The organism is Gemella haemolysans (genome assembly GCF_901873445.1).
Taxonomy (GTDB): Bacteria; Bacillota; Bacilli; order Staphylococcales; family Gemellaceae; genus Gemella; species Gemella haemolysans_C.
In genome coordinates this window covers 1-22,280 of the sequence record NZ_CABFLN010000018.1, presented here as the reverse complement: position 1 = coordinate 22,280, position 22,280 = coordinate 1, and the positions used below count along the sequence as shown (strand labels likewise).

The following is a 22,280-nucleotide window of genomic DNA, read 5'->3' as shown; positions in this document are numbered from 1 at the left end:
AAATAACAAAAAAAGCTATAACTAGATATAAAAATCTAATTATAGCTTTCTCGTATTTCTAATTAAAGAACAACTACGTTAGCTGCTTGTGGTCCACGAACACCATCTTCAACTTCAAATTCAACTTTATCGCCTTCTTTTAAAGTTTTAAATCCGTCTTTTTTAATACTTGAAAAGTGAACAAAAATATCTTTTTCTCCTGCTACTTCGATAAATCCGAATCCTTTTTCCTCGTTAAACCATTTTACTGTACCTTGTTTCATAAGTTACAATCTCCTTTTATTTTATATTTTATTATCAATAATCAATCGTATTCTTGCTATTAAAGATAATAAATAAAATAAATGTGATATTGTGTTATTCACTTAAAAAACTTAGAACCTGTATTACAATTTTTACTATATGTTTTATTGACTTTCTTAAGTATACTTCATATTCAAATAATATGCAAACAAAAAGACTCACAAAAATAAAAAAGCCTTTCAGCCTTTTTATTAAAACTCTTCGTCTTCAGTTGAAATGTTGAACTTAGATACAATTCCATCGTTATCGAAGTCGTAAACATCTTCGCTTTCTTCCATGTCTTCTTCTTCGATTAGAGCGTCTACTTCATCGTGGATATCCTCTTGTTCTTCATCACCAAGTTCTTCAATATCATCTTCATCATCGATTTCAAATTTTTGAACACTTGGTTCAACAAAGTTTTTAATGTCTTCAACAAATAAACTATCTCTTAATTTCCAGCTTCCATCTTCTACACAAACGAATCTTCCATCTAAGTTTAAGTCAGTGTAGAAGTATGCAGCTTGTGCTGTAAATTCTTCATCATCAACACTTCTTAATGGTTTAATATAGTCTAGGAAATCATAAATATTTAATTTTTCAATTCCTTCTTCTACCATATATGCATAACATAAATCTATTAGTGACATTTCCTTAATTTTTTCTGTGCTTAAATCTTTTAACTTTACCATTTATATTAGATTCCCTTCTTTTTTTATTTATTACATTTTTTCTGGAGCAGATACTCCGATTAAGTCTAAAGCATTTCTTAAAGTTATTTTAACTGCAGTAATTAATGCTAAATAACTTTGAGTTTGTTCTTTATTTTCAGTTATTACTTTATTGTTATTATAGAATTTATGGAATGAACTTGCAAGACTTTGTAGATAATTACAAATTCTATGCGGTTCATAATTTTTAGCTGCTTGAGCTACTATTTCTGGATAATATGCTAAGTTTTTCAGTAAGTCTACTGAATACTCATCAGTTAATAATTCATAATCACAATTTTTCACGTTATATTCAGCTTGTTCTGCTGCTTGACGTAAAATTGAGCAAATTCTAGCGTGAGCATATTGAACATAGTATAGTGGATTATCACTTGATTGTTCTTTTGCTACCGCAAAATCAAAGTCTAAATGACTATCCGCACTTCTCATTACTAAGAAGTATCGAGCAGCATCCGCTCCAACTTCATCGATTAAATCACGAAGTGTAATTGCCTTACCAGTTCTCTTACTCATTTTCACAACTTCACCATTATTAAGTAGTTGTACCATTTGCATAATTAAGGCTTCTAATTGATCTGCTTTATACCCCATAGCTACTACACTAGCTTTAAGTCTAGCTACATAACCATGGTGATCTGCACCAAGAACATCTAATAACAAATCAAATCCACGATCTAATTTATTTTTATGATACGCTATGTCACTAGTTAAATATGTTAATGAACCATCTGCTTTAATTAATACACGGTCTTTATCATCACCTGTACCTAAAGCTGTTGTTTCCAACCATAAAGCACCATCTTTTTCATAAACAAAACCTTGTTCTCTTAAAGATTCTAATGCTTTATCTACAAGACCTTTTTCATATAATGATTTTTCACTAAAGAACACGTCGTACTCTAGTCCAAAATCTCCAAGATCTTTTTTGATATTTTCCATTTCATATGCAACTGCGTACTCACGAATAAACTCATTTAAATCTTCTCTTTCTAATAATGAATCTCCAAATTCATCTTTTAGTTTTTGACCTAGAACTTTAATATCTTCACCATGATATGCATCCTCTGGCATCTGTGCATCCATACCTAGAGCCTGTTTATATCTAGTAATCGCTGAAATCACAAGATTGTTAATTTGATTTCCCGCATCGTTGATATAATACTCACGAGATAAATCATATCCTGATTTTTTCATTATTCTAGCTAAAGAGTCAGAATAAGCAGCATTTCTAGCATGGCCTATGTGTAGTGTTCCTGTTGGATTAGCTGATACATACTCTAAAAGAACTTTTTTACCTTGTCCGATGTTGTTTTCACCATATTTAAAATCGTCTTCTAAGATTTTCCCAACAACACTTCCAAGGCTTGATTTTTTAACGAAAAAGTTAATAAATCCTGGTCCAGCTATTTCAATTTTTTCTACCGCTTCATCTTCTTCAATATTGCTGATTATTTCCTCGGCAATAACTCTAGGATTTTTACGTAAAACTCTTGTTAATTGCATCGCTACATTTGAAGAAAAATCTCCATTATCTGTGTTTTTTGGAGTTTCTACATGAATATCTACTCCATCAATTTCTAATTTGGCTAAAGAATTTTGTATTAATTCTACTATTTTATTTTTCACCAAAAATTCCTCCTAATTACCTACTAAATGTTTTTCACTAATATTTTCAATTTATTTTGCTGTTTGTCATTTTTTCCGAAATATATATTGTACACTATCTCAAATAAAGTAAACCTATTTTTTGCCATCTTACTTATTTTTACAAGTTGTGTCTCCAATTTCATCTGACCATATTGTGTACTATAGTCATTACTTGTTTTCGTATATGCTAAGTACATTTTTGAATCGTCTTTTTCTATACTAACACTTTCTTTTATTTTGTCAATAAAAATCTCTATTTTTTTGTTATTTTTATCACTATAAGTTATTTTCTCGCTTGTGGCTTCTTCAATATGTATCCCCACATGAGAATCTTCATGAATTTTTTCAGCATCAACATATGTTGTTATTCTAATTTTACTATTCATTAATACTTTCTAATTCCTCTTCAATTTCTAACCAAGAATTATTTAATTCATCAACTTCTGCAGTTAATTGTTTTAGTTTTTCATTAAATTCTTGTGTTTTTATCATATCAGTATAGACCTCTTCTTTTGCAAGTTCATTATTAACCGCTAGTATTTCTTCTTCCAAACTTTCGATCTTTTCCATCAACTCATCACGTGTTCTTTCTAGTTTTCTTACACGACGCTTAGTTTCTTTATCTAATATATAATTATTAGTTTCTTTTGCTTCAACAACCTCTACTTCTTTATTCGTTAATTGTTGAGCTATTCTCTCTTGCTCTCTTTTTTCTAAATAATAATCATAATTCCCTAAATACATATTATGACCATTATCAGTAATATCTAATACCTTATTGGCTATCTTATTAATAAAGTACCTATCGTGACTTACAAATACAATAGTTCCTTCGTAATTTTTAAGAGCTTCTTCTAACACCTGTTTACTGGTAATATCAAGGTGGTTAGTCGGTTCATCTAATATTAATAAATTATTCTTTTCTAACATTAGTTTAGCTAGTTGTAATCTCGCTTTTTCTCCACCAGAAAGATCTCTTACTATCTTAAGAACATCATCACCTCTAAATAAGAATCTACCAAGAACAGTTCTTACTTCCGCTTCTTTCATTAAAGGATACTCATCCCAAAGTTCATTTAATATCGTTTTTGAAGATTCAAATTCTGCTTGTTTTTGATCGTAGTATCCTAGCGACACTTTGCTACCATATTGAACATTTCCAGCAATTTCTTTTTGTCTCTTCGCTATTGTTTTTATTAAAGTAGATTTTCCTATACCATTTCTTCCAACAACAGCTATTCTATCTCCTTTATATACAGCAAGATTATAACTTTGACCTACTTTAGTTCCATTATAACCAACTTGTAAATCGCTAATTGTCAGAACATCACGACCACTTTGTTCTTTAATTAAGAACTCTATCCCTGCTGCTTTATCATCTTTTTTCGGATTATCTATAAGTTCCATCTTATCTAATACTTTTTGACGACTCTTAGCCATCTTACTAGTTGATGCTCTAGCAATATTTTTCTGAACAAATTCTTCTAATTTCTTTATATCTTTTTGCTGACTAGTATATTCTTTTAGTTGTTTTTCATAATCTTCTTCATACTGTACTAAAAACTTAGAATAGTTCCCAACATATTTCTTAAGCCTTCCAAATTCTAAGTTGTATACAACATTAACAACTTTATCTAAAAAATATCTATCGTGACTTACAATTACTATTGCACCATTGTATGCTGATAAATAATTTTCTAACCATGCTACATTTTCCATATCAAGGTGGTTAGTCGGCTCATCTAAGACTAATAAATCTGGCTCACTTAACAATAGCTTAGCCATAGACAATCTAGTTTTCTCTCCACCTGAAAAAGTACTAATTTTTTTATCAAAGACTTCTTTTGTAAAATCTAATCCATAAAGTACACTTTCTATCTTACTCTTGTAATGATAATCCTTATGAGTTAATACTTCATTTTGTAATCTATCAAACTTATTAAGTAATGCTGGATCATTCTCAATATTTTCCGGAGTTAACTCAAAAGACAATTTCTCTAATTCTGCTTCCAAAGTAATTATCTCATCAAAGCAAGTAATCATTTCTTCATAAATTGACAAATCTTCTCTCACAATAAATTCTTGAGATAAATATCCGACCGTTGTATTTTTTGAAATAGTTCTCTCTCCACTATCAAAACTAATAGCTCCCGCTATGATTTTTAATAATGTACTCTTTCCAGCCCCATTTCTACCTACTATTGCAACACGATCTTTATCATTAATCTCTAGTTTAACATTAGAAAAAATCTTATTTACAACAAAGTTTTTCGTTATATTATTTAACTGAATTAACATAGCTTCTCCTTTCTTTCTTATTTTTTACTTATTTTCAACAAAAATCTTATCGAAATTGTTTATAACTGAAATATTATACCATATTTTTAACTTTTAAGCTAATAATTTCAGTTGCTATCTTGTATTATTCAAATCAATTCTCAATCGATAACATTTATCAATTACAATCTATTTATTTCTCTCTCGTAATTATAATTTAAAATATAAAAATTATGTTAATTTATTTATTCAATAAATTTATAATGTTTTTAGTTTTTCGGCATATTTTATATGTAAATAGAAAAATATTTTTTATATCATCTTCAAATATTTTAAATGTTTAAAGTTAAATTTATAATATAATTCTTATAGATTATTGTTACCTTTTTATATAAATGTTATAATACAAATATATAATAAATTTATAGAATAAGGAGGATTCGTTCATGAAACCAAAAAAATTATTATCAGTCCTTATGGCTGCTGGATTAGCATTTACTGCTGTTGGATGCAGTAGTTCATCTAATTCAACTTCACAAAATTCAAATCAACCAGCTGACTATGTTGCTGGTGTATCACTAGATAAACCAATAAAAGTAGATAAAGAAGCAGGTACTATTACTGTTCTTACAAAAATTAACGGTAAATACTTCAATGAAGCTACAAGACATAACTCTGTAGAACAAAGTGGTACGAATGGTGCAAAATCAATTTTTACAGCATTTGCTAAACCTGAAGAATTCTACAATGCTCTAATTGAAATTGGTGCAAAGCCTGGAGAAAATATGAATCCAAATAACGCAACTACTACTCATGTTGAAGGAACTCCAATTAAAGCAGAAATAACTTGGAATGGTGCCAAGAAAAAATATGATATCAATGAAGTTGTAAAAGATAGTAATGGAAAACAAATTGATTTCCGCTTCGGTGGTAACTTAAAACGTGCCATTGACAAAAATACAGGATGTTTATCTTGTTTAGATAGTTGTCCTGTTGGTATTATTTCAAATACTACTTACACTTATGGTGCTGTTGAAACTCGTAAAGAAGTGAAATTTACTGGTAATGAAGATGTTCTACCTGAAGACGGGACTTATGCAGCAGTAATTTACAGTATCAAAAAATAATAATTAACGATACTATAGTTACAGTTTATTTAAAAACTAAGCAAGTTATTAATACTTACTACGCAATATTCTATAAATATTTATTTTTCATTATAAAAACCCCTCAAATATTTATAGACTATGTGGGAGCGGCTTTACAAAATATAATTTCTTAAAGATAATATTTTTGTGTCGCTCCCCTATTTATGATACAAGGAGGAAATAAATGAAACGCTTAAGATTATTATTTTATTTTACTAGTGTTGGTATAGCTGTTGGTTATTTCTTTGCATTCTTACTGTTCTTCTTTACACAGTTTGAAATGTTAGCTGACCAAAGTCTTGTAATATTCGTTTGGACTGTTTACGGTATTATGACAGGTTTATATTTTAAACGTATAAACCGTAAATATACATTTTTCGTTATAGAAGCAATTATACTTTTAATGGCTATATTTTCAGGTAAAACTAAAACTTTACTATACATTGCTCGTGAAGTACTTCACGCAGGTTCAATTAACCAAATTAAAATTCCATTTATTATCGGTGTTATTGTTGTTAATATAATTAACCTTTATATTATATTAACACTTTCTAAATACCAAAAAGTATACTCTAAAGAAGAACTTAAAGCATTAAAACAAAAAGAAGTAAAACTTAGTGATTTAAGAGAAGTCGACCCTGAAGAAGAGAAAAAATTAAAAGCACAACGTAGAAAAGTTAGATATATTACACTTATTGGTTTTGCAATCTTCTTCGCAATTTACTTCGCAGTGCCTAGTTTCAAAAATGGAATAAACACAGCATTCGCCACTTTATCTCAATTCGATACAAATGCTGTAATCGAATATTTACGTGGCTGGGGCGCTTGGGCTGCCGTTGTTTCTGGAGTACTTATGGTTCTTCAATCAATCGCCGCTCCTATTCCAGCATTCTTAATCACATTGTCTAACGCAGCAATCTTCGGTTGGGTTGCTGGCGCTGCTTTATCTTGGTCTACAGCTATGCTTGGAGCAGCACTGTGCTTCTATATCGCCCGCGGACTAGGACGTGATGTAGTAGAAAAACTTACAAGTAAAGGTGCAATGGCTAGTATCGATGTATTCTTTGAACGATATGGAGACAAAGCTATCCTTATCTGTAGATTATTACCATTCGTATCTTTCGACTTTGTTAGTTACGCAGCAGGTTTAACAAACATGAGCTTCTGGAGATTCTTTATAGCTACAGGTGTTGGTCAATTACCTGCAACTATCGTTTATTCATATGTAGGTGGTACATTATCAGGTGGTGTTAGAAACTTATTTATCGGATTAATGTGTCTATTCGCATTATCAATAGTTATCGGAATCATGAAAAAAGTTTATAACGATAAACATAAAAAAGAAGAAGAACTTGGAATTTCTTCTAACTAAATAAAAAAATTAACTAGATATGGTATTCGCTATATCTAGTTAATTTTTATTTACTATGCAGTAATTCCTGTTTGACTCAATTGTCTCATGAAGAAGAATTTCTCTGTACCGATTTCTACCTCTTCATTTATATTCAATCTATAATCGATGTAAACATCTATTCCATCAACCACATATTTTGAATATAATTCTTCATTAAATTTATCAGCCATCGAAACCACGACAGCTCTATCTACTCTCCCACCTCAACAAAATTGTTGAAATAACGATATTATCACATGATTTTTATTTTTCTCTTTTAATAATTTTTTCGCTTGTTCATTTATTTTTATTGTCATTTTTTCTCCTATTTTACTCTATTGCTTTTAAAGCTTCTACCATATTTACTTTTTTTAATTTTTTATGCATTACTATCATTACTACTATCGTAATTAATACTGTTATTCCAGACGCCAATAAATACACAACTAATGGCACTTTACTACTAAACATCATATCACGACCCGCTAGTTCCAATATTATTTTTAAGTACATCCTATAGCCAAGATAGTTACCTAAGATAATACCTACCGCACTTAAGTAAAAAATTTCTCTGAATACATAAATAGTTACTTCACTCGGATAAAATCCAAGAACTTTTATTGTTGATAATTCTCTTATTCTCTCTGAAACATTTACATTTATTAAATTATATAGTACTACAAGTGCTAACGTTAACGAACAAACTACCATTACAGCAACTATAATATCAATCCCTTTTATAAAATTATCCAATATCTCTTGAATTTTTGAATTATCGCTTATATTTACTATATCCTTATTATTATGTAGGTTACTTACTACATTTTCTACAATTTCTTTTCCACCTGTAGTTTGTACTAAAAATGTATTATCTTTATACTGTTTATTAAACACAGATTCATAATAATCTCTATTAATATATATTGTATGTCCAAAGTAATTTTTATTGATCTCTCCCACTGTTAGTGTATATTCCTTACTATTTACTACAACAGTAAAATTATCTCCTTTAGTTAACTTATGCAAATATGCAAGTTTTTCACTAACTACAGCTGCATTTTCAGGTATATTTATATTTTTATCACCATTGTCTTTCAAAGTTATATAATCTTTATAATCATTTTTATCGACTGTTATTAACTGTGCAGAATCTATAATTTCATTATTATTTTCAAAAGTTGCAAGTTGAATATTTACTTTGGTGCTAGCTTTAACATTCTTATCTTCACTAATTTCTTTTTGAAGTTTTTCTACACTTGCACTATCTATATACGGATTATAAGTTGCTGCTATGTCTACCTTATTTATCACTTTAAACTGTTCTTTAGAAATATCTATAACACCATATCGTATTCCGAAACCTATGAACATAAGAGTTAAACAGCCAGCAACTCCAAAAATAGTCATCAACATTCTTATTTTATAACGAAAAATATTCCTAAATGTAACTTTTCTTAAAAAGCTAAGTCTTGACCAAATAAATGATATTTTTTCTAAAAATATCCTACTTCCTCCACTTGGAGCCTTAGGTCGTAATAAGTATGCACTCTTTTCTCTTAAATTTTTTCTTAAGGGTATATATATAGCTAAACTTATACATCCTAAAGAAATTATGAACGCCGCTATAAGAATACTTGGAGTATACACAATTTCTGGTGTGTTAAATGTGAAAAATCTTGCATACGAATTATAAATTATAGGCACTATAACTAAATATGCTCCAATTATCCCAAAAATAGTTCCTATTAAAGTAGATAAACCGCCATACACAAAATACTTTTTAGAAATCTGATAATTACTATACCCCAATGATTTAAGTGTTCCTATATTTATTCTATTTTCATCAATCATTCTAGTTAAAGTAGTTAGTGAAACTAAGATCGATACTACGAATAAAAATATAGAAAAAACATTTGCAACAAAAGTTAAACTACTTGCAGAATCTATAAACTGGGCATAATTTTTTAACCCTCTAATATTCTCTACTGAAAACCTTGGATAACTTTCTTCTTTAAGACTTATTCTTGCTATATTCAATTGTTTTTTATTTTCATCAATCTCTTTTTGAGCTTTGTTTAGTTTTTCTATTTGCTCATTGTAACTTTTACTATCAACATTTTTTAATAATTCTATTTTTGATTTAACAGCATTTATCTGGTCTTGGGCTTGATTTATAACCTTCTCATTTTCGTTTAATTTTTTATTATTTTTCTCTAAATAGTTTTTCTCATCAATATTCTGTTGAACTTTTAATTTCTCAATCAAATTATCTCTTGTTTTATTAACCTCAGTTATATAATCTTTATCACTATATTTATAATTAATATTTTTTAGTTTAATATTAACACCACTGACATTTTCAAACTTAAAGACATCCTTTTTCACATACCCAAAGTAATCTTTATTCGCTAAATTATTATTCGATACTTCTATATGATCCGCACCTTGTACAAAACCTACCACTCTAAATTTAAATTGTTTCAAAGTGTTACTATCATTATTACTTGAAACGAAAGAAATTTCATCACCGATTTTATAACTACCTTGAAGTGATTCTACTAAAGCTATTTCACTCTCATTATTAGGTAACGCCCCTTCAATAACCTTAGGTAAAACTAATTTTTCAGGTATAGACTCAACATTTACAAATTCATTACTATTTGTGATTTGTAATTTTTTTATATAGTAGCTCTCACTTATATCAATATTATCAAAATCATTGATTATCTTCATATCTAAATCATTAACACCATTACTATGACTTACTCTCAAATCATACATCTTATGGCGCTCTATATATTTATTATAAGTATTTACCATTGCAGGTGAAGTTTCTTTCAAACCTACAAATATAAAAACTCCCAGAAACATTATTATCATTATCGATATGAATTTTGACTTAGTCCGTGCGACTTCTCTTAATATATCTCTATTTATTGCTTTCATAATACTACCACTCTATCTCATCTATACTTTTAGGATTAGTATTTTGTGTTACTCTTTTTACTCTAGCATCATAGATTTCTATTACTTTATCAGCTGCTTCTGCAATGGAGCTATTATGAGTAATAATAATAACTGTTTTCTTCTCATCAACACTATATTTTTTTAATATATTTAATATATTTTTTCCAGTTTTATAATCTAAAGCTCCTGTCGGTTCATCACAAAGTAACAGTTTTGGATTCTTCGCTATTGCTCTGGCTATAGCTACACGTTGTTGTTCTCCACCAGAAATTTGAGAAGGAAAATTGTTCAATCTATTCTCTAAGCCAACAAGCTTCAATATTTCAATTGCATCTTTTGGTTGTTTTACTATTTGTTCTGCTAATTCAACATTTTCTAAAACAGTTAAATTTGGAATTAAATTATAAAATTGGAATACAAATCCTATATCTTCTCTTCTATATTTTGTAAGTTCGTCTTCATTCAAACCAACGATTTCCTTTCCAAAGACATTAATAGATCCCTCACTAGCGTTATCCATTCCACCCATAATATTAAGTAATGTACTTTTCCCAGCACCACTAGGACCTAAAATTACAACAAATTCTCCTTCATTAATATCAAAACTAATAGCATCATTTGCTATAACTTTATTACTATTTTCACCATATACTTTAGAAACATCTTTTACAATTATTTTTTGCATAGTATTTCTCCTTTATTCCTATAATTTTATTATATCACATCTTATTTATTCCATTAATTTAAACGCTTTGCTAAAAAACATAAAACTAAAACAGATTTCTTTACACTAAAATCAATAAGTATTATAATATCGTTGACTAGTAAATCTTTACTAAAATATTTATTAAATATAGAAAGGAGACATTATGCTAAATATTTATGAATACCCAACATGTTCAACATGTAGAAAAGCAAAGAAACTTTTACTTGAACACAGTATTGAAGCGAATTACTTTAATGTAAAAGAAACAACTCCAACAATTAAAGAATTTAAAAAAATTATTGAAACATTCGATTTACCTCTAAAAAAATTATTTAATACAAGTGGATTAGTTTATAAAGAACTTGGATTAAAAGATAAGTTAGAAACATTATCTCTTGACGAAGCTTTACAGCTACTTCATGAGAACGGTATGCTAATTAAGCGCCCACTAGCCTTTGATTTAAAAAATGATATTCTTTTATTAGGTTTTAAAGAAGAAGTTTGGGAAAAAGCACTTCTATAATAGAAAATATTAAATTATCTATTGAAATTTATAAAAAATAATGTTATAATAGTCGAGATGTGAAAACATTAAATTACGATGTTCCTCTGTTAATCTAGCATTAATAAAGAACATTTTGTAAAAAAAGGAGAAAGAATAATGAGCAAAATCATTGAAGCGATCACTAAATCGCAATTAAGATCAGATATTCCTGAATTCAAAGCTGGGGATACAGTAAGAGTACACGTTCGTATCGTTGAAGGTGGACGTGAGCGTATCCAACAATTCGAAGGAGTAGTTATCAAACGTCGTGGTGGAGGAATCTCTGCTACTTATACTGTACGTAAAATTTCAAACGGTGTTGGTGTTGAAAGAACATTCCCTGTTCACACTCCAAAAGTTGAAAGAATTGAAGTTGTACGTAAAGGTAAAGTTAGACGTGCTAAATTATACTACCTACGTAACTTACGTGGTAAAGCTGCTCGTATTAAAGAAGTACGTTAATAAGAAGAAGCTTAAAAGCCCTATTACATCAGTAACGGGGCTTTCTTTTTTTACGCTTTGACCATATTTTGACCATGTTTATCAGAAATTTATACCATTTTTTATTTTCGATGCCGTCCCAACTTTTCAAACAAAAAATATATAATTACTAAAAGAACTAGCTATTCAAAATAGCTAGTTCTTAGTATTTTATAAGTCTAATTTATAGTCATCTGCTTTTACAAAACCTTTTTTCTCCATATAGTAATATACTCCATACGAAATTATTGCAGGTAGAATAAAGTGTAATAACAGAATTTCAATTAATAGTACTGAATGTGAAACATGATTAGACATGGTTTGCCATGTCATAAGTTGTCCTACCAATCCTGATGTTCCCATTCCACCACCAGCAGGGTTATTTTCCATTCTACAAACAATTGTAGCAATAGGACCCAATATTGCACTAGCAACTATAGGCGGAATCCATATAACGGGTTTTCTCATAATGTTTGGCACCTGCAGCATAGATGTTCCTAAACCTTGAGCAAACAATCCATTCCAGCGATTTGCTTTAAAACTAATAACTGCAAATCCAACCATTTGTGCTGCACATCCTACAGTAGACGCACCAGCAGCTATCCCCGATAATCCTAAAATAATCGATAACGCAGCAGAGCTTATAGGTAACGTCAAAATTATTCCCATTACTACCGAAACAACTATACCCATAATAAATGGTTGAAGTTCCGTCGCTTCTCTAATAAATGTACCTAAGATTTTCATACCTTTAATCAAGTAAGGTCCTGTGAAATATGAAACTATCGCACCTATTATAATAGTAATGAATGGAGTAACTATTATATCAATCTTTGTCTTACCTGAAACTAATCTACCAATTTCAGCTGCTATAACAACAGAAATAAATGCTCCTAGAGGATCACCAGATCCTGTAACAATTAATTTACCTTGTTCTACTAGATGATTCGTCCCAAGATTAGAACCAAAAGCACCTAGGAAACCTACTACACCTGAAGCCAAAATTACCAACTTAGGTGCTTTTAAGGCATGCGCTACCCCTATACCAATTACTGGCCCTGTTAAAGCCATTGAAATTGTAGCTACAACAATAAGAAAACTAGATAGTGCACCACTTAAATTTATAGCAATCTGTTTAATAATTAATCCAATAATTAACGTACAGAACAAACCTAATGCCATACCATTTAAGGCGACTATAAAGTATCTATGAAACAACTTTGATAATAAATTATTTTTATTCATATCAAACTCTCCGTATTTAGTAAAGATTATTTTGCACTTATTGTGCTTAACTACTATTATAACTCATTTTTTCTTATTTTTCTCTAAAAACACTCCCAAAAAAGAAAAAGGTTTAGGTAATTTTACCTAAACCTTTTTTAATATTTTCTATTATTATGCTGAAGCTCCGCTTGTTGCGTCTGCTGCTGGCGCTGCTGCAGGTGCAGGTGCTGCCGCATGACCGTGTCCAGCATCTGAAGCTCCACTTGTTGCATCTGCTGCAGGTGCAGGTGCTGCTGCATATCCGTGACCTACTGGTACTCCATTTTTAACTAATGATTGACCAGTTTGTTTTAGGTACCAGTCAACGATTGGTTTGAAGTCTAAGATATATTCATTGATACCAGCGTATTTTCCGTTTTTATCGTACATTGCTTGATAGTTGTGTACTACGAATTTGTCTGGTCCGTGAGTTGGAACGTGTGTACGGAATACATCGATTTGTCCTGAACGTAGTAATCCTACTAACCAGTTAACACTTCCGTGTACTCTTTCAGGGTGAACTGCTGATAATGAACATCCAACTTGACCTGGACGACGCTTCGCAAGCATTTCATAATCTTCTTTGTTGTAATTGTAGTAGATGAATTGGTTATTGCTATCTGCATAAGTTAATTCCATTGGCATAGAGTTTAAGAAGTAGTTAAGTTGGTCTACTGTTAAGAGACCACGGTCAAGTTTAACATATGTATCTCCAGATACAGCATTAACTTTCTCAGCTGCTAATTCAAGCCAGTTATCATCATTCATATCAACACCTTCAACTGTTGTATCACATTTTCCACTAGCTGTTAAGTCTTCTTTTGGTGTTGGTTTTCTTTCTGCTAACGATTGAGCTACTGTAGCAAATTTAACGAATTTAGTTAAGCACATACGTAAGTATCCTACTGTACGATCATCAACTAAGTTACCTTCAGCATCGAAAGCTTCTTTAGCTTTACCTAAAAGGAACTCATGTCCTGGGAATACAATCGCGTTTACACCTGGAGCATCTAAGATTTGACGTAAGTGTAATTGAGCACGAGATGATCCTTGATCATAGTATGAAGCTCCAAGTACCATTACTGGTTTGTTTTCAAGTGGGTGTAATTCGAATGATAACCACTCTAATGCACTCTTAAGTGATGCAGTAATTGTGTGGTTGTGCTCAGGTGTAGCGATGATAACACCATCAGCTTGTAAAATTTTACGGTTCATTACTAATAAATCTTTGTTTTCTCTTGAATGATCTTCATCTTGGTTAAACATTGGTAAGTTAGTAATGTCTAATAATTCTAAAGTGAATAAATCTTTATATTCTTTTGCTATAAATTCCATTAATTTGCGGTTATAAGAAATTTCCGCATTTGAACCTACGATTCCTACTAATTTCATGTGTCTACACTCCTATCCTATTTTAAATCTTCCCAAGAGAAGTTTTCTAATTCTTTTTCAGCTAATTTATGTGCATTAATTAATTTTTCAGTAATTTTAATGAATAATAAGAAATCAGCAAATAAACTATCTAATTTCGCTACAGTTTCTGGGTTAGAGATATCTCCAGCTTCGTCGAAAGCTTGTAAAGAATGTCCTAATAAGAACTCAGAACTTGGCATTACACGTGCTTTAACTTCTGGTGAGTCTAAAATTTGACGAATGTGAGCTTGTGCACGAGATGATCCTAATGTTCCGTATGAAGCTCCTGTTAACATTACTGGTTTGTCAAGTAATGGGTGAATTCCATAAGATAACCAAGCGATTGCACTCATTAATGATGCAGGTACTGCGTGGTCATACTCAGGTGAACTGATGATAACCCCGTCAGCTGCTTCAATTTTAGCTGCAATTTCTTTAACTCCTTCAGGTAATTCTTTATTAGCTGGTTTGTTGAATAAAGGAAGATCTTTAATTTCAACTAATTCGATATCAGCTTTACCTGCAAAATGTTTTTGAATATATTGTAAAAGTTGGCGGTTTGTAGATTTTTTAGAGTTTGTACCAACTAGACCAATTAATTTTACCATGTTTTTGTTTCCTCTCTCTTTTTTTGTACTATCTACCTTATTTGTATCTAGATTTTCTTGTCTTGTTTTTTTAACATTTTTTTTGTTTTTTGCTTCAGCCACTTTAATAGAGCCTCCTTAAATTAATAGTATTTTCAGTATTCTTCAAGATAGTTTTATCTAACATATTATTCTATCTAGCACTCCGCTTGTATAATAAACTTTACCTTCGGTTGTCACTACAACTGCCTCTATATCAGGTAAGTTATTAACTTCATCCAAAATGTCTTCGACACTTTTCCCAAATAATCTTGTTGTCCAAATTTCTCCATCCACTGAGGCTGTTGAAATTATAGATAGACCAGCTACATTGGTTTCGACAGGGTAACCTGTTTTAGGATTTAATATGTGATGGTAAGTTTTTCCATTTTCTGTGTGTTTACGCTCATAAATCCCAGAAGTAACAACAGATTGATTTTTTATACCTATAGTAAATAGATGATTCCCTCGAGATTCAACTGGATTTTGTATACCTATGCGCCACATCAGGTCTGGATTATGCTTAGCATCTCCAAACGCTAATACGTTTCCGCCTAGGTTAATAAGCCCAGAATCAACACCTCTTTTTTTCATATAATCTATCATAAGATCAGCAATATATCCTTTTGCTAAGGCACCTAAATTAATAGCCATACCTTTTTTAGCAAGAAAGACAGATTGCTTTTCTTCATCTAGTATTATTTGATTTGGATCAGTTATTTCTAATAAATCGTCAATCTCTTGTTTTGTTGGAACTTTTACATCGTTAAATCCAATTCTCCATGTTTGCACAATTGGTCCAATAGCTACATTTAAAAAACTATTTGGAGCACAACTATGAACTTTCCCTATCTTTATTAAATCAAATAAATCCGGATGAACCTCGACAGCTTTAATTCCAGCATTATGATTAACCACCATAAGTTCTGAACTGTCATCGTTCGCACTAAATCTATGCTCATACATCTTTAACATTTCCACAGCATCATCTAAAATATTTTCAGCATCAATGCTATCAAAAATAAGAATATCTATATGAGAACCCATTAATTTTAAGGTCTTTCTTCTTAATTCCATTTTTTTACACCTTACAATAAAAAATTTATTTGCTTAAGATAACTAAATATGTTGTATACATCTACAAGAAACCTGTTATTAAAAGACAAAGTAATAATAGATAATTAATACTTTAATTACATTATATAACAGAAATAACTTCAAATCAACAAAATATTTCACTCATAAAGGCTAACTTATTCATAATTTTCATTAAAAAACACAATAAAAATTAACTGCTTTTATATTTCTTTTTATAAAAAATCTACAAATATAAACACAATCGAATTTCAAATCAGCTTAGAAAACCTTATTTTATTAGTTTTTATAAAACTTTATTTTTTTATTGAATTTACTAAATTTAAAATATTACAAAATTATAAAAATACAAATATAAATTTAAAAAAATTTATATTTTGATTAAATAAACTTTTATTTTCATTGATTTTCAAAACTAATTAAATACTAACTTCTTTATTAAATTGATTTTCTCTTGATATACAAATAATATCGTTCTGCAAAAAACTTTCTATTTCCATACTTATATTTCAAGTTTGAATGCATATCAAATATCATCAGTGAACTTTTTCCTTTCAAATATCCCATGAAACTTGAAACACTGTATTTTAAAATGTATATGGTCTGGCATTATATGCCCCTCTATTATTTCTACACCTTTATACTTGCATAATCTCTTTATTATACTTACTATATCTCATTTATATTGATTAAATTCTATTTTTCGTCTATACTTAGGTGTAAATACAATATTGTATTTACATAACCACTTTGTATGCGATAAACTATTATGTTTATTTGCCATAATTAAAATCATCCTTTCTTTATTATAGAGCTTGAACTACTCTTATTTTATCAAGAAAGGATGATTTTTCAATTGTTTAACTCTTATCTCGCAGCCACATAACAGGTATTTTTTTGTTTCGGAGACTCCATCTCCTCAACTGGCTAGAATCATTAATTAATATATAATGAATGATTTTTATAATAAAACATAAGTACGCCACTTTACCCATTCTAATTTTATACTATCATATTAAACTTCAATAATTAACAGTATCTATTACCCATCGTTATTTTATACCCTTCTTATAAAGTATTATCCCTACAAGAGTCCACGCTAATAATATAATTAGAGACGGTAATTTTAATACTGCAGGAGAAAATGGGAATAATAATAGAAAAATAAAACTTATTGAAACCATTAAAGAAAGAAAACATAATATTTTATTTATCTTCTTATCAGAATATTTATAACTCACATAACTTACATATCCATAAGCAACAGCCGCTAAAACACTAGAAATATCTACTATATACAATATAACTTCTCGACCTATCCAAGGCGCTAGCAAACTAACACCTGAAACGAAAACAATTGCATAAGGATACACATCATTTGTATTTTTCACACTATATCTCTTATCCATTATATTATTATCTGATAGCGATGCTATAAGTTTACTACTAGCAATCATAAATCCATTTATACCACCATTAATTGCCGCCCACAAAGCTATTAACATAAACGAAAATCCTACATATCCTGTAGTTTTTATTACAGAGTCAGCAACAGCCCAATTTGTACTCTTTACCTCTAAAGGTGAAAAACTAAATCCTGCTATTAAATTTAATAACGAATAAATAAGTGCACCAAAAAGAATTGATATTAATGTTATTACCGTTGCTTTTTGCGGCTTAAATTTTAATTCTTTCGAAACCTGCGGAATCACATCAAACCCAACAAATAAGAAAGGAACAATTGCAATAACTGAAGAAATCTCAGAAAATGAAAAATTATAATTACTTATATAATTACTTTTAAATACAACTATATCACTTCGCATCCCTACAAATACAACCAGAATAAACACAATAAATACAAGTAAAGTACTCATAATATTTTGAACAAGAGAACTCAAATGTAATCCTCGAATATTGACAATCGTAAATAAAATAATAATTAAACTCATAAGTATAATATCACTAATCCACACTGAATATCCCGCTATAGAATACAAGTACCCAAAACTAAGCTTTTCACCAAACAAAACTTTAAATAATAAAACAAATGCACTTGCATTTAATGGAATCATACTTAAATAACACAGACTTAGTGACCAACCGACTATAAAACCGTGCCCTCGTCCTAAATTATTTAAAGCATAGGAAAACTCTCCACCTTCCTCTGTATTATGTTTTAACATAATATGATAAGCAACTTGAATTATCATAACTAGTACTCCACCTACAAATAATCCTAATGTAGTATTTATCACACCTGATTGACTTAAGAACTGTTTCCCAGGCAAAGTAAAAGAACCCCATCCTATTATTGAGCCTATAACTAAAGAAAACACATCAAAATAACCTAATTTTTTATTCATCAATACCTCCATATTTAAAATCCTAGAAGTTAGATGGACACTAAACTTCTAGGATTTTTCTCATTAATTAAAGTAATTTAAATCTATAATTTGTGACAATTGGCTCTCTTCCTGTTGTAACATCTGTGAAATACTCATATAGAGAAATTCCTAAAAATGATCCTGAAATGTTGACAACATTTTTATATCCTCTTAAATTTAATTCTCTTACCATATAATAGCTACGTTGAGAAGATAAACAGTGCACATATACCGGCTTATCTGTTGGAATCTCATCAATTCTATCTCTGAACTCACTAAGTGGTATGTTAACAGCACCTTTAATGTGACCTGCTTCATATTCAACTTTTTCTCGTGAATCTATAATATACGCTCCTTCTTCAACTAAACGTCTTACCTCACTTGTACGAACTTGTTTATATTCACCATTTAATAAATTACAAGCGACTAATGCAGCCATATTAGTAGCATCTTTTGCAGTTGTGTAATAAGGAGAATAACACAATTCTAATTCTTTTAAGTCTTCAATATTCGCTCTATTCATAATCATAGCAGCAATAACATCTACACGTTTTTCAACAGTTCCTTTACCTACAGATTGAGCGCCTAAAATCTGACCTGTTGGAACTTGAAAAATTAGTTTAAAGTGAATAGGATTTGCAGATGGGATTAAACCAACTTTATCTTTAGGAATAATGTAAGAAACATCATAATCAATTCCTAGTTTCTTACAATCTTTTTCGTTAAGCCCTGTACTTGCAGCAGTATAATCAAAAACTTTAATTACAGAAGAACCAATTACACCTGTATTTCTATATGTTCTACCATATAAGTGATCCGCTACCGCACGCGCTTGACGTTGAGCTGGTCCTGCAAGAGTTAAACGAACTTTTTTATTCGTAATAAAATGTGTTACTTCTATAGCATCACCTACTGCATAAATATCAGGATCGCTTGTTTGATAGTGGTGATTCACTAAAATACCGCCAGTTTCTCCGAAGTCAAGACCTGCATCTTTCGCTAGTCCTGCTTCTGGAACAACTCCGATAGCTAAAACTACAGCTCCAGCTTTAACTTCTTTGCCAGATTCTAAGATAACTTTACCATCAGTAACTTCTTCTAATTTTTCATTGTATAGTAATTCTACACCTTTATCATGAATTTCTTTATTTAATATTTGAACTAAGTCGTAATCCATTGGAGCTAAAATTTGATCTGATCCTTCTACTAAAGTTACGTTTTTACCAGCTTCTCTTAGGCTTTCCATAACTTCAAGACCGATAAATCCTCCACCAATAACAGCTACATCTTGTACGTTATTATTATCGATATATTTTTTTAATCTATCTATATCAACAACATTTTTAACTGTAAATACATTATCTCTGTCAACACCTTTTATTGATGCTGGTCTAATAGCTCTTGCTCCAGGAGATAAAATTAATTTATCATAACTCTCTTTATATTCCTCTCCTGTATTTACTTTTTTAATTACAATTGTTTTTTCTTCTTTATTAATTTTAACAACTTCATGTTGAACTTTAACATCTAAATTGTATTGATTTTTTAATAACTCTGGTGTCATCAAGATTAAATCATCAGCAGTTGGTACTACTCCAGATAAATGAAATGGTAAGCAACAATTTGAAAAACTAACATGAGGCCCTTTTTCAAAAACTTGAATATCCGCATATGGATCCAATCTTCTAATTCTTGCAGCTGCTGACATACCTCCAGCAACTCCTCCTACTACTAAATATTTTTTGCTCATTGTATAAGCCCTCCTATTTGATTATTATTTTTTTAATTACTTTTAAATTATTTCCAGATTATTTAAAATCACTTTTATCTCTGTGTCTAGGTGGAATTAAGCAAGAACTTCCTTTAAATAGCTTAAGCCCCGCAACAGCTCCTAACGAAATAGCAACCAAGAATACCCAACCAGAGATTGAGAAATTAGGTAATGAAGAGTATAATGCTCCAATATTACATCCTTTTGCAAGTCGAGAACCAAATCCCATTAATAAACCACCTAATCCAAATAGCATTGCATTTTTAGAATTAAATTGTAGATTTAATTTAAATCTTCCTGCCATAAGGAAAGCTAAAAATGCACCAACAACAATACCGATGTCCAAAATCACACCTGCATCAGCTAATATACCATTTGAAATTGCTTTATACACAGAAGTAAAAGCTTTATCTTCAAAATGAATTCCGAATAAACCTAAGAACCAAACTGCAAGGTGAGTAAATGCAGATGTTACACCCCACGCCTTGTTATTAAATAAGAAATAACAACCTGAAATTACAGCTAAAATAAATGCACCTGTTCTAAAACTCCATCTTTCAACAAAAACCTTATGATATAACGCCATCCCCCAAGGTTTAGCATCCAAATTATCTTTAAGCTCTTTTTCAAAATCTTCATAATCAGATTTTGGATCTAAATAAGTACCCTCTTGTTTTCTCTTATTTTCATACTTTTTAGTTAAAATATACAAGAAAAGTAACCCTAACAATGTTACAATTAATGCACCAAAATATCCGAAATATTGTGGCAAATGACCTCTTACCCCAATTTTTCCAATAGGATTTCTATCAATTACTTCTCTTAAGTAATGACCCGGAATAGTTCCTAAAACAAACAGTGGAAAAGCAATTAAAGCATGTCCTTCACCTTCCCCAAAGTCTGCTAATGTCCCAGAGGCACAACCACCTGCAATAATCATACCTATACCGAAAACAAATCCCCCAATAACAGTACCAATGTTAGTCATAAATACATTTTGTGTTCCAGGTATTATCGCTTCACCATTTTTCGCTAAAAAAGCTGGAATCGCTCCTTTTAGACTGGCTGTCCATTGAACTGTTCCATAAATTAGAGTTACCGTAGCAAATGTGATTAACAATGCTTTTGTCAAACTTCCTTCGCCTCTAACATAAATTCTTTTAATCCCTCCTGCAAAACCAAATCTTGAACGAGTCAAGGTGTAGCCAAATCCAAGACCAGCAATAAGGCCAAAAATTAATTTTGGAGTATGTAATTTATATGCAAATAAAGCCATCAGTACAATTATCACACATCCAATAATAGGTTGAATTTTATTAAATTTTTTTGAAAATTCTCCTGTGTTCATAAGTATGTTCTCCTTCTTTAAATTTATTTTAATTACATTTTCAAATAACTTAAATTTAATACTATTTATACGTTTAATAAAATGTAATTTGTACTATAACACACTTCCAATTATATATATATATATATATTGTCAACCCTTTCAAATTATTTTTTATAAAATATATTCTTATTTTTAATATTATTATACTTAGTGAATT

19 protein-coding genes and 1 pseudogene are annotated in these 22,280 nt (G+C 30.1%); 4 read left to right on the top strand and 16 right to left on the bottom strand.

All coding sequences use genetic code 11. The annotated features are described in order from the left end of the window. Positions 1 to 62: 62 nt before the first annotated feature. The 5 genes from JX287_RS03425 to JX287_RS03405 all read right to left on the bottom strand — a co-directional run bounded on the left by JX287_RS03425 (position 63) and on the right by JX287_RS03405 (position 4,958). A complete protein-coding gene (locus JX287_RS03425) occupies positions 63 to 263 on the bottom strand; it encodes a cold-shock protein (protein ID WP_204641999.1) in 201 nt (66 codons plus the stop codon). 231 nt (positions 264 to 494) lie between these two features. After that, positions 495 to 974: a DNA-directed RNA polymerase subunit delta gene (rpoE, locus tag JX287_RS03420; RefSeq protein ID WP_204641997.1), complete on the bottom strand. Its 480-nt coding sequence runs from the start codon at positions 972 to 974 to the stop codon at positions 495 to 497. 30 nt (positions 975 to 1,004) lie between these two features. After that, a complete protein-coding gene (gene argS / locus JX287_RS03415; RefSeq protein WP_204641982.1) occupies positions 1,005 to 2,639 on the bottom strand; it encodes an arginine--tRNA ligase in 1,635 nt (544 codons plus the stop codon). Positions 2,640 to 2,662: 23 nt separating this feature from the next. Continuing rightward, entirely contained in the window at positions 2,663 to 3,046 is a 384-nt protein-coding gene (locus tag JX287_RS03410) for a hypothetical protein (RefSeq protein WP_204641975.1), read from the bottom strand. Then, on the bottom strand, positions 3,039 to 4,958 hold the full coding sequence (locus JX287_RS03405) for an ABC-F family ATP-binding cassette domain-containing protein (protein WP_204641973.1): 1,920 nt from the start codon (positions 4,956 to 4,958) through the stop codon (positions 3,039 to 3,041). Before JX287_RS03405 ends, JX287_RS03410 begins: the two co-directional genes overlap by 8 nt. 425 nt (positions 4,959 to 5,383) lie before the next feature. Between JX287_RS03405 and JX287_RS03400 the strand changes: the two genes are divergently transcribed. Together JX287_RS03400 and JX287_RS03395 are read left to right on the top strand one after the other, a co-directional pair. After that, positions 5,384 to 6,064 (top strand): YdjY domain-containing protein, encoded by a 681-nt coding sequence (locus JX287_RS03400; RefSeq protein ID WP_204641971.1) that lies wholly within the window; start codon positions 5,384 to 5,386, stop codon positions 6,062 to 6,064. Positions 6,065 to 6,269: 205 nt separating this feature from the next. After that, positions 6,270 to 7,457 carry a TVP38/TMEM64 family protein gene (locus JX287_RS03395; RefSeq protein ID WP_204641969.1) on the top strand — a complete coding sequence of 396 codons (1,188 nt, stop codon included), beginning with the start codon at positions 6,270 to 6,272 and terminating at the stop codon, positions 7,455 to 7,457. Between the two features lie 53 nt (positions 7,458 to 7,510). On the opposite strand, the gene JX287_RS03390 is transcribed toward JX287_RS03395, so the two are convergent. From JX287_RS03390 to JX287_RS03380, 3 genes are all read right to left on the bottom strand, one after another. Further along, positions 7,511 to 7,669: a hypothetical protein gene (locus JX287_RS03390; protein ID WP_204641961.1), complete on the bottom strand. Its 159-nt coding sequence runs from the start codon at positions 7,667 to 7,669 to the stop codon at positions 7,511 to 7,513. Between the two features lie 139 nt (positions 7,670 to 7,808). Next, on the bottom strand, positions 7,809 to 10,424 hold the full coding sequence (locus JX287_RS03385; protein ID WP_204641959.1) for an ABC transporter permease: 2,616 nt from the start codon (positions 10,422 to 10,424) through the stop codon (positions 7,809 to 7,811). Positions 10,425 to 10,428: 4 nt separating this feature from the next. Next, positions 10,429 to 11,130, bottom strand: coding sequence for an ABC transporter ATP-binding protein (locus tag JX287_RS03380; RefSeq protein ID WP_204641957.1), 702 nt, complete (start codon positions 11,128 to 11,130; stop codon positions 10,429 to 10,431). Between the two features lie 184 nt (positions 11,131 to 11,314). On the opposite strand from JX287_RS03380, the gene JX287_RS03375 reads away from it, so the two are divergent. Together JX287_RS03375 and rplS are read left to right on the top strand one after the other, a co-directional pair. After that, positions 11,315 to 11,674, top strand: coding sequence for an arsenate reductase family protein (locus JX287_RS03375; RefSeq protein ID WP_204641955.1), 360 nt, complete (start codon positions 11,315 to 11,317; stop codon positions 11,672 to 11,674). A 138-nt stretch (positions 11,675 to 11,812) separates the two neighbouring features. Next, a complete protein-coding gene (rplS, locus tag JX287_RS03370) occupies positions 11,813 to 12,157 on the top strand; it encodes a 50S ribosomal protein L19 (protein WP_048803394.1) in 345 nt (114 codons plus the stop codon). A 189-nt stretch (positions 12,158 to 12,346) separates the two neighbouring features. On the opposite strand, the gene JX287_RS03365 is transcribed toward rplS, so the two are convergent. From JX287_RS03365 to JX287_RS03330, 8 genes and pseudogenes are all read right to left on the bottom strand, one after another. Further along, entirely contained in the window at positions 12,347 to 13,420 is a 1,074-nt protein-coding gene (locus tag JX287_RS03365) for a PTS transporter subunit IIC (RefSeq protein WP_204641953.1), read from the bottom strand. 153 nt (positions 13,421 to 13,573) lie between these two features. Next, complete coding sequence (locus JX287_RS03360; RefSeq protein WP_204641951.1) at positions 13,574 to 14,833, bottom strand: NAD(P)H-dependent oxidoreductase; 1,260 nt, start codon at positions 14,831 to 14,833, stop codon at positions 13,574 to 13,576. A 17-nt stretch (positions 14,834 to 14,850) separates the two neighbouring features. Continuing rightward, a complete protein-coding gene (locus JX287_RS03355) occupies positions 14,851 to 15,564 on the bottom strand; it encodes an NADPH-dependent FMN reductase (protein ID WP_345770910.1) in 714 nt (237 codons plus the stop codon). 57 nt (positions 15,565 to 15,621) lie between these two features. Continuing rightward, entirely contained in the window at positions 15,622 to 16,527 is a 906-nt protein-coding gene (locus JX287_RS03350; protein WP_239650323.1) for an FAD:protein FMN transferase, read from the bottom strand. A gap of 510 nt (positions 16,528 to 17,037) precedes the next feature. After that, positions 17,038 to 17,359: pseudogene (tnpA, locus tag JX287_RS03345) on the bottom strand (IS200/IS605 family transposase); the annotation flags it as partial. Positions 17,360 to 17,627: 268 nt separating this feature from the next. After that, complete coding sequence (locus JX287_RS03340) at positions 17,628 to 18,941, bottom strand: APC family permease (protein ID WP_204641939.1); 1,314 nt, start codon at positions 18,939 to 18,941, stop codon at positions 17,628 to 17,630. 67 nt (positions 18,942 to 19,008) lie between these two features. Further along, positions 19,009 to 20,712: an FAD-dependent oxidoreductase gene (locus JX287_RS03335; protein WP_204641937.1), complete on the bottom strand. Its 1,704-nt coding sequence runs from the start codon at positions 20,710 to 20,712 to the stop codon at positions 19,009 to 19,011. 58 nt (positions 20,713 to 20,770) lie between these two features. After that, positions 20,771 to 22,081: a YeeE/YedE family protein gene (locus tag JX287_RS03330; RefSeq protein ID WP_204641922.1), complete on the bottom strand. Its 1,311-nt coding sequence runs from the start codon at positions 22,079 to 22,081 to the stop codon at positions 20,771 to 20,773. Positions 22,082 to 22,280: the final 199 nt, after the last annotated feature.

Coding starts and splice junctions, on each gene's coding strand:
- JX287_RS03425 (WP_204641999.1), bottom strand. CDS start 263: ATGAAACAAGGTACAGTAAAATGGTTTAACGAGGAAAAAGGATTCGGA.
- rpoE (WP_204641997.1), bottom strand. CDS start 974: ATGGTAAAGTTAAAAGATTTAAGCACAGAAAAAATTAAGGAAATGTCA.
- JX287_RS03410 (WP_204641975.1), bottom strand. CDS start 3,046: ATGAATAGTAAAATTAGAATAACAACATATGTTGATGCTGAAAAAATT.
- JX287_RS03405 (WP_204641973.1), bottom strand. CDS start 4,958: ATGTTAATTCAGTTAAATAATATAACGAAAAACTTTGTTGTAAATAAG.
- JX287_RS03400 (WP_204641971.1), top strand. CDS start 5,384: ATGAAACCAAAAAAATTATTATCAGTCCTTATGGCTGCTGGATTAGCA.
- JX287_RS03395 (WP_204641969.1), top strand. CDS start 6,270: ATGAAACGCTTAAGATTATTATTTTATTTTACTAGTGTTGGTATAGCT.
- JX287_RS03390 (WP_204641961.1), bottom strand. CDS start 7,669: ATGGCTGATAAATTTAATGAAGAATTATATTCAAAATATGTGGTTGAT.
- JX287_RS03385 (WP_204641959.1), bottom strand. CDS start 10,424: ATGAAAGCAATAAATAGAGATATATTAAGAGAAGTCGCACGGACTAAG.
- JX287_RS03380 (WP_204641957.1), bottom strand. CDS start 11,130: ATGCAAAAAATAATTGTAAAAGATGTTTCTAAAGTATATGGTGAAAAT.
- JX287_RS03375 (WP_204641955.1), top strand. CDS start 11,315: ATGCTAAATATTTATGAATACCCAACATGTTCAACATGTAGAAAAGCA.
- rplS (WP_048803394.1), top strand. CDS start 11,813: ATGAGCAAAATCATTGAAGCGATCACTAAATCGCAATTAAGATCAGAT.
- JX287_RS03365 (WP_204641953.1), bottom strand. CDS start 13,420: ATGAATAAAAATAATTTATTATCAAAGTTGTTTCATAGATACTTTATA.
- JX287_RS03360 (WP_204641951.1), bottom strand. CDS start 14,833: ATGAAATTAGTAGGAATCGTAGGTTCAAATGCGGAAATTTCTTATAAC.
- JX287_RS03350 (WP_239650323.1), bottom strand. CDS start 16,527: ATGGGTTCTCATATAGATATTCTTATTTTTGATAGCATTGATGCTGAA.
- JX287_RS03340 (WP_204641939.1), bottom strand. CDS start 18,941: ATGAATAAAAAATTAGGTTATTTTGATGTGTTTTCTTTAGTTATAGGC.
- JX287_RS03335 (WP_204641937.1), bottom strand. CDS start 20,712: ATGAGCAAAAAATATTTAGTAGTAGGAGGAGTTGCTGGAGGTATGTCA.
- JX287_RS03330 (WP_204641922.1), bottom strand. CDS start 22,081: ATGAACACAGGAGAATTTTCAAAAAAATTTAATAAAATTCAACCTATT.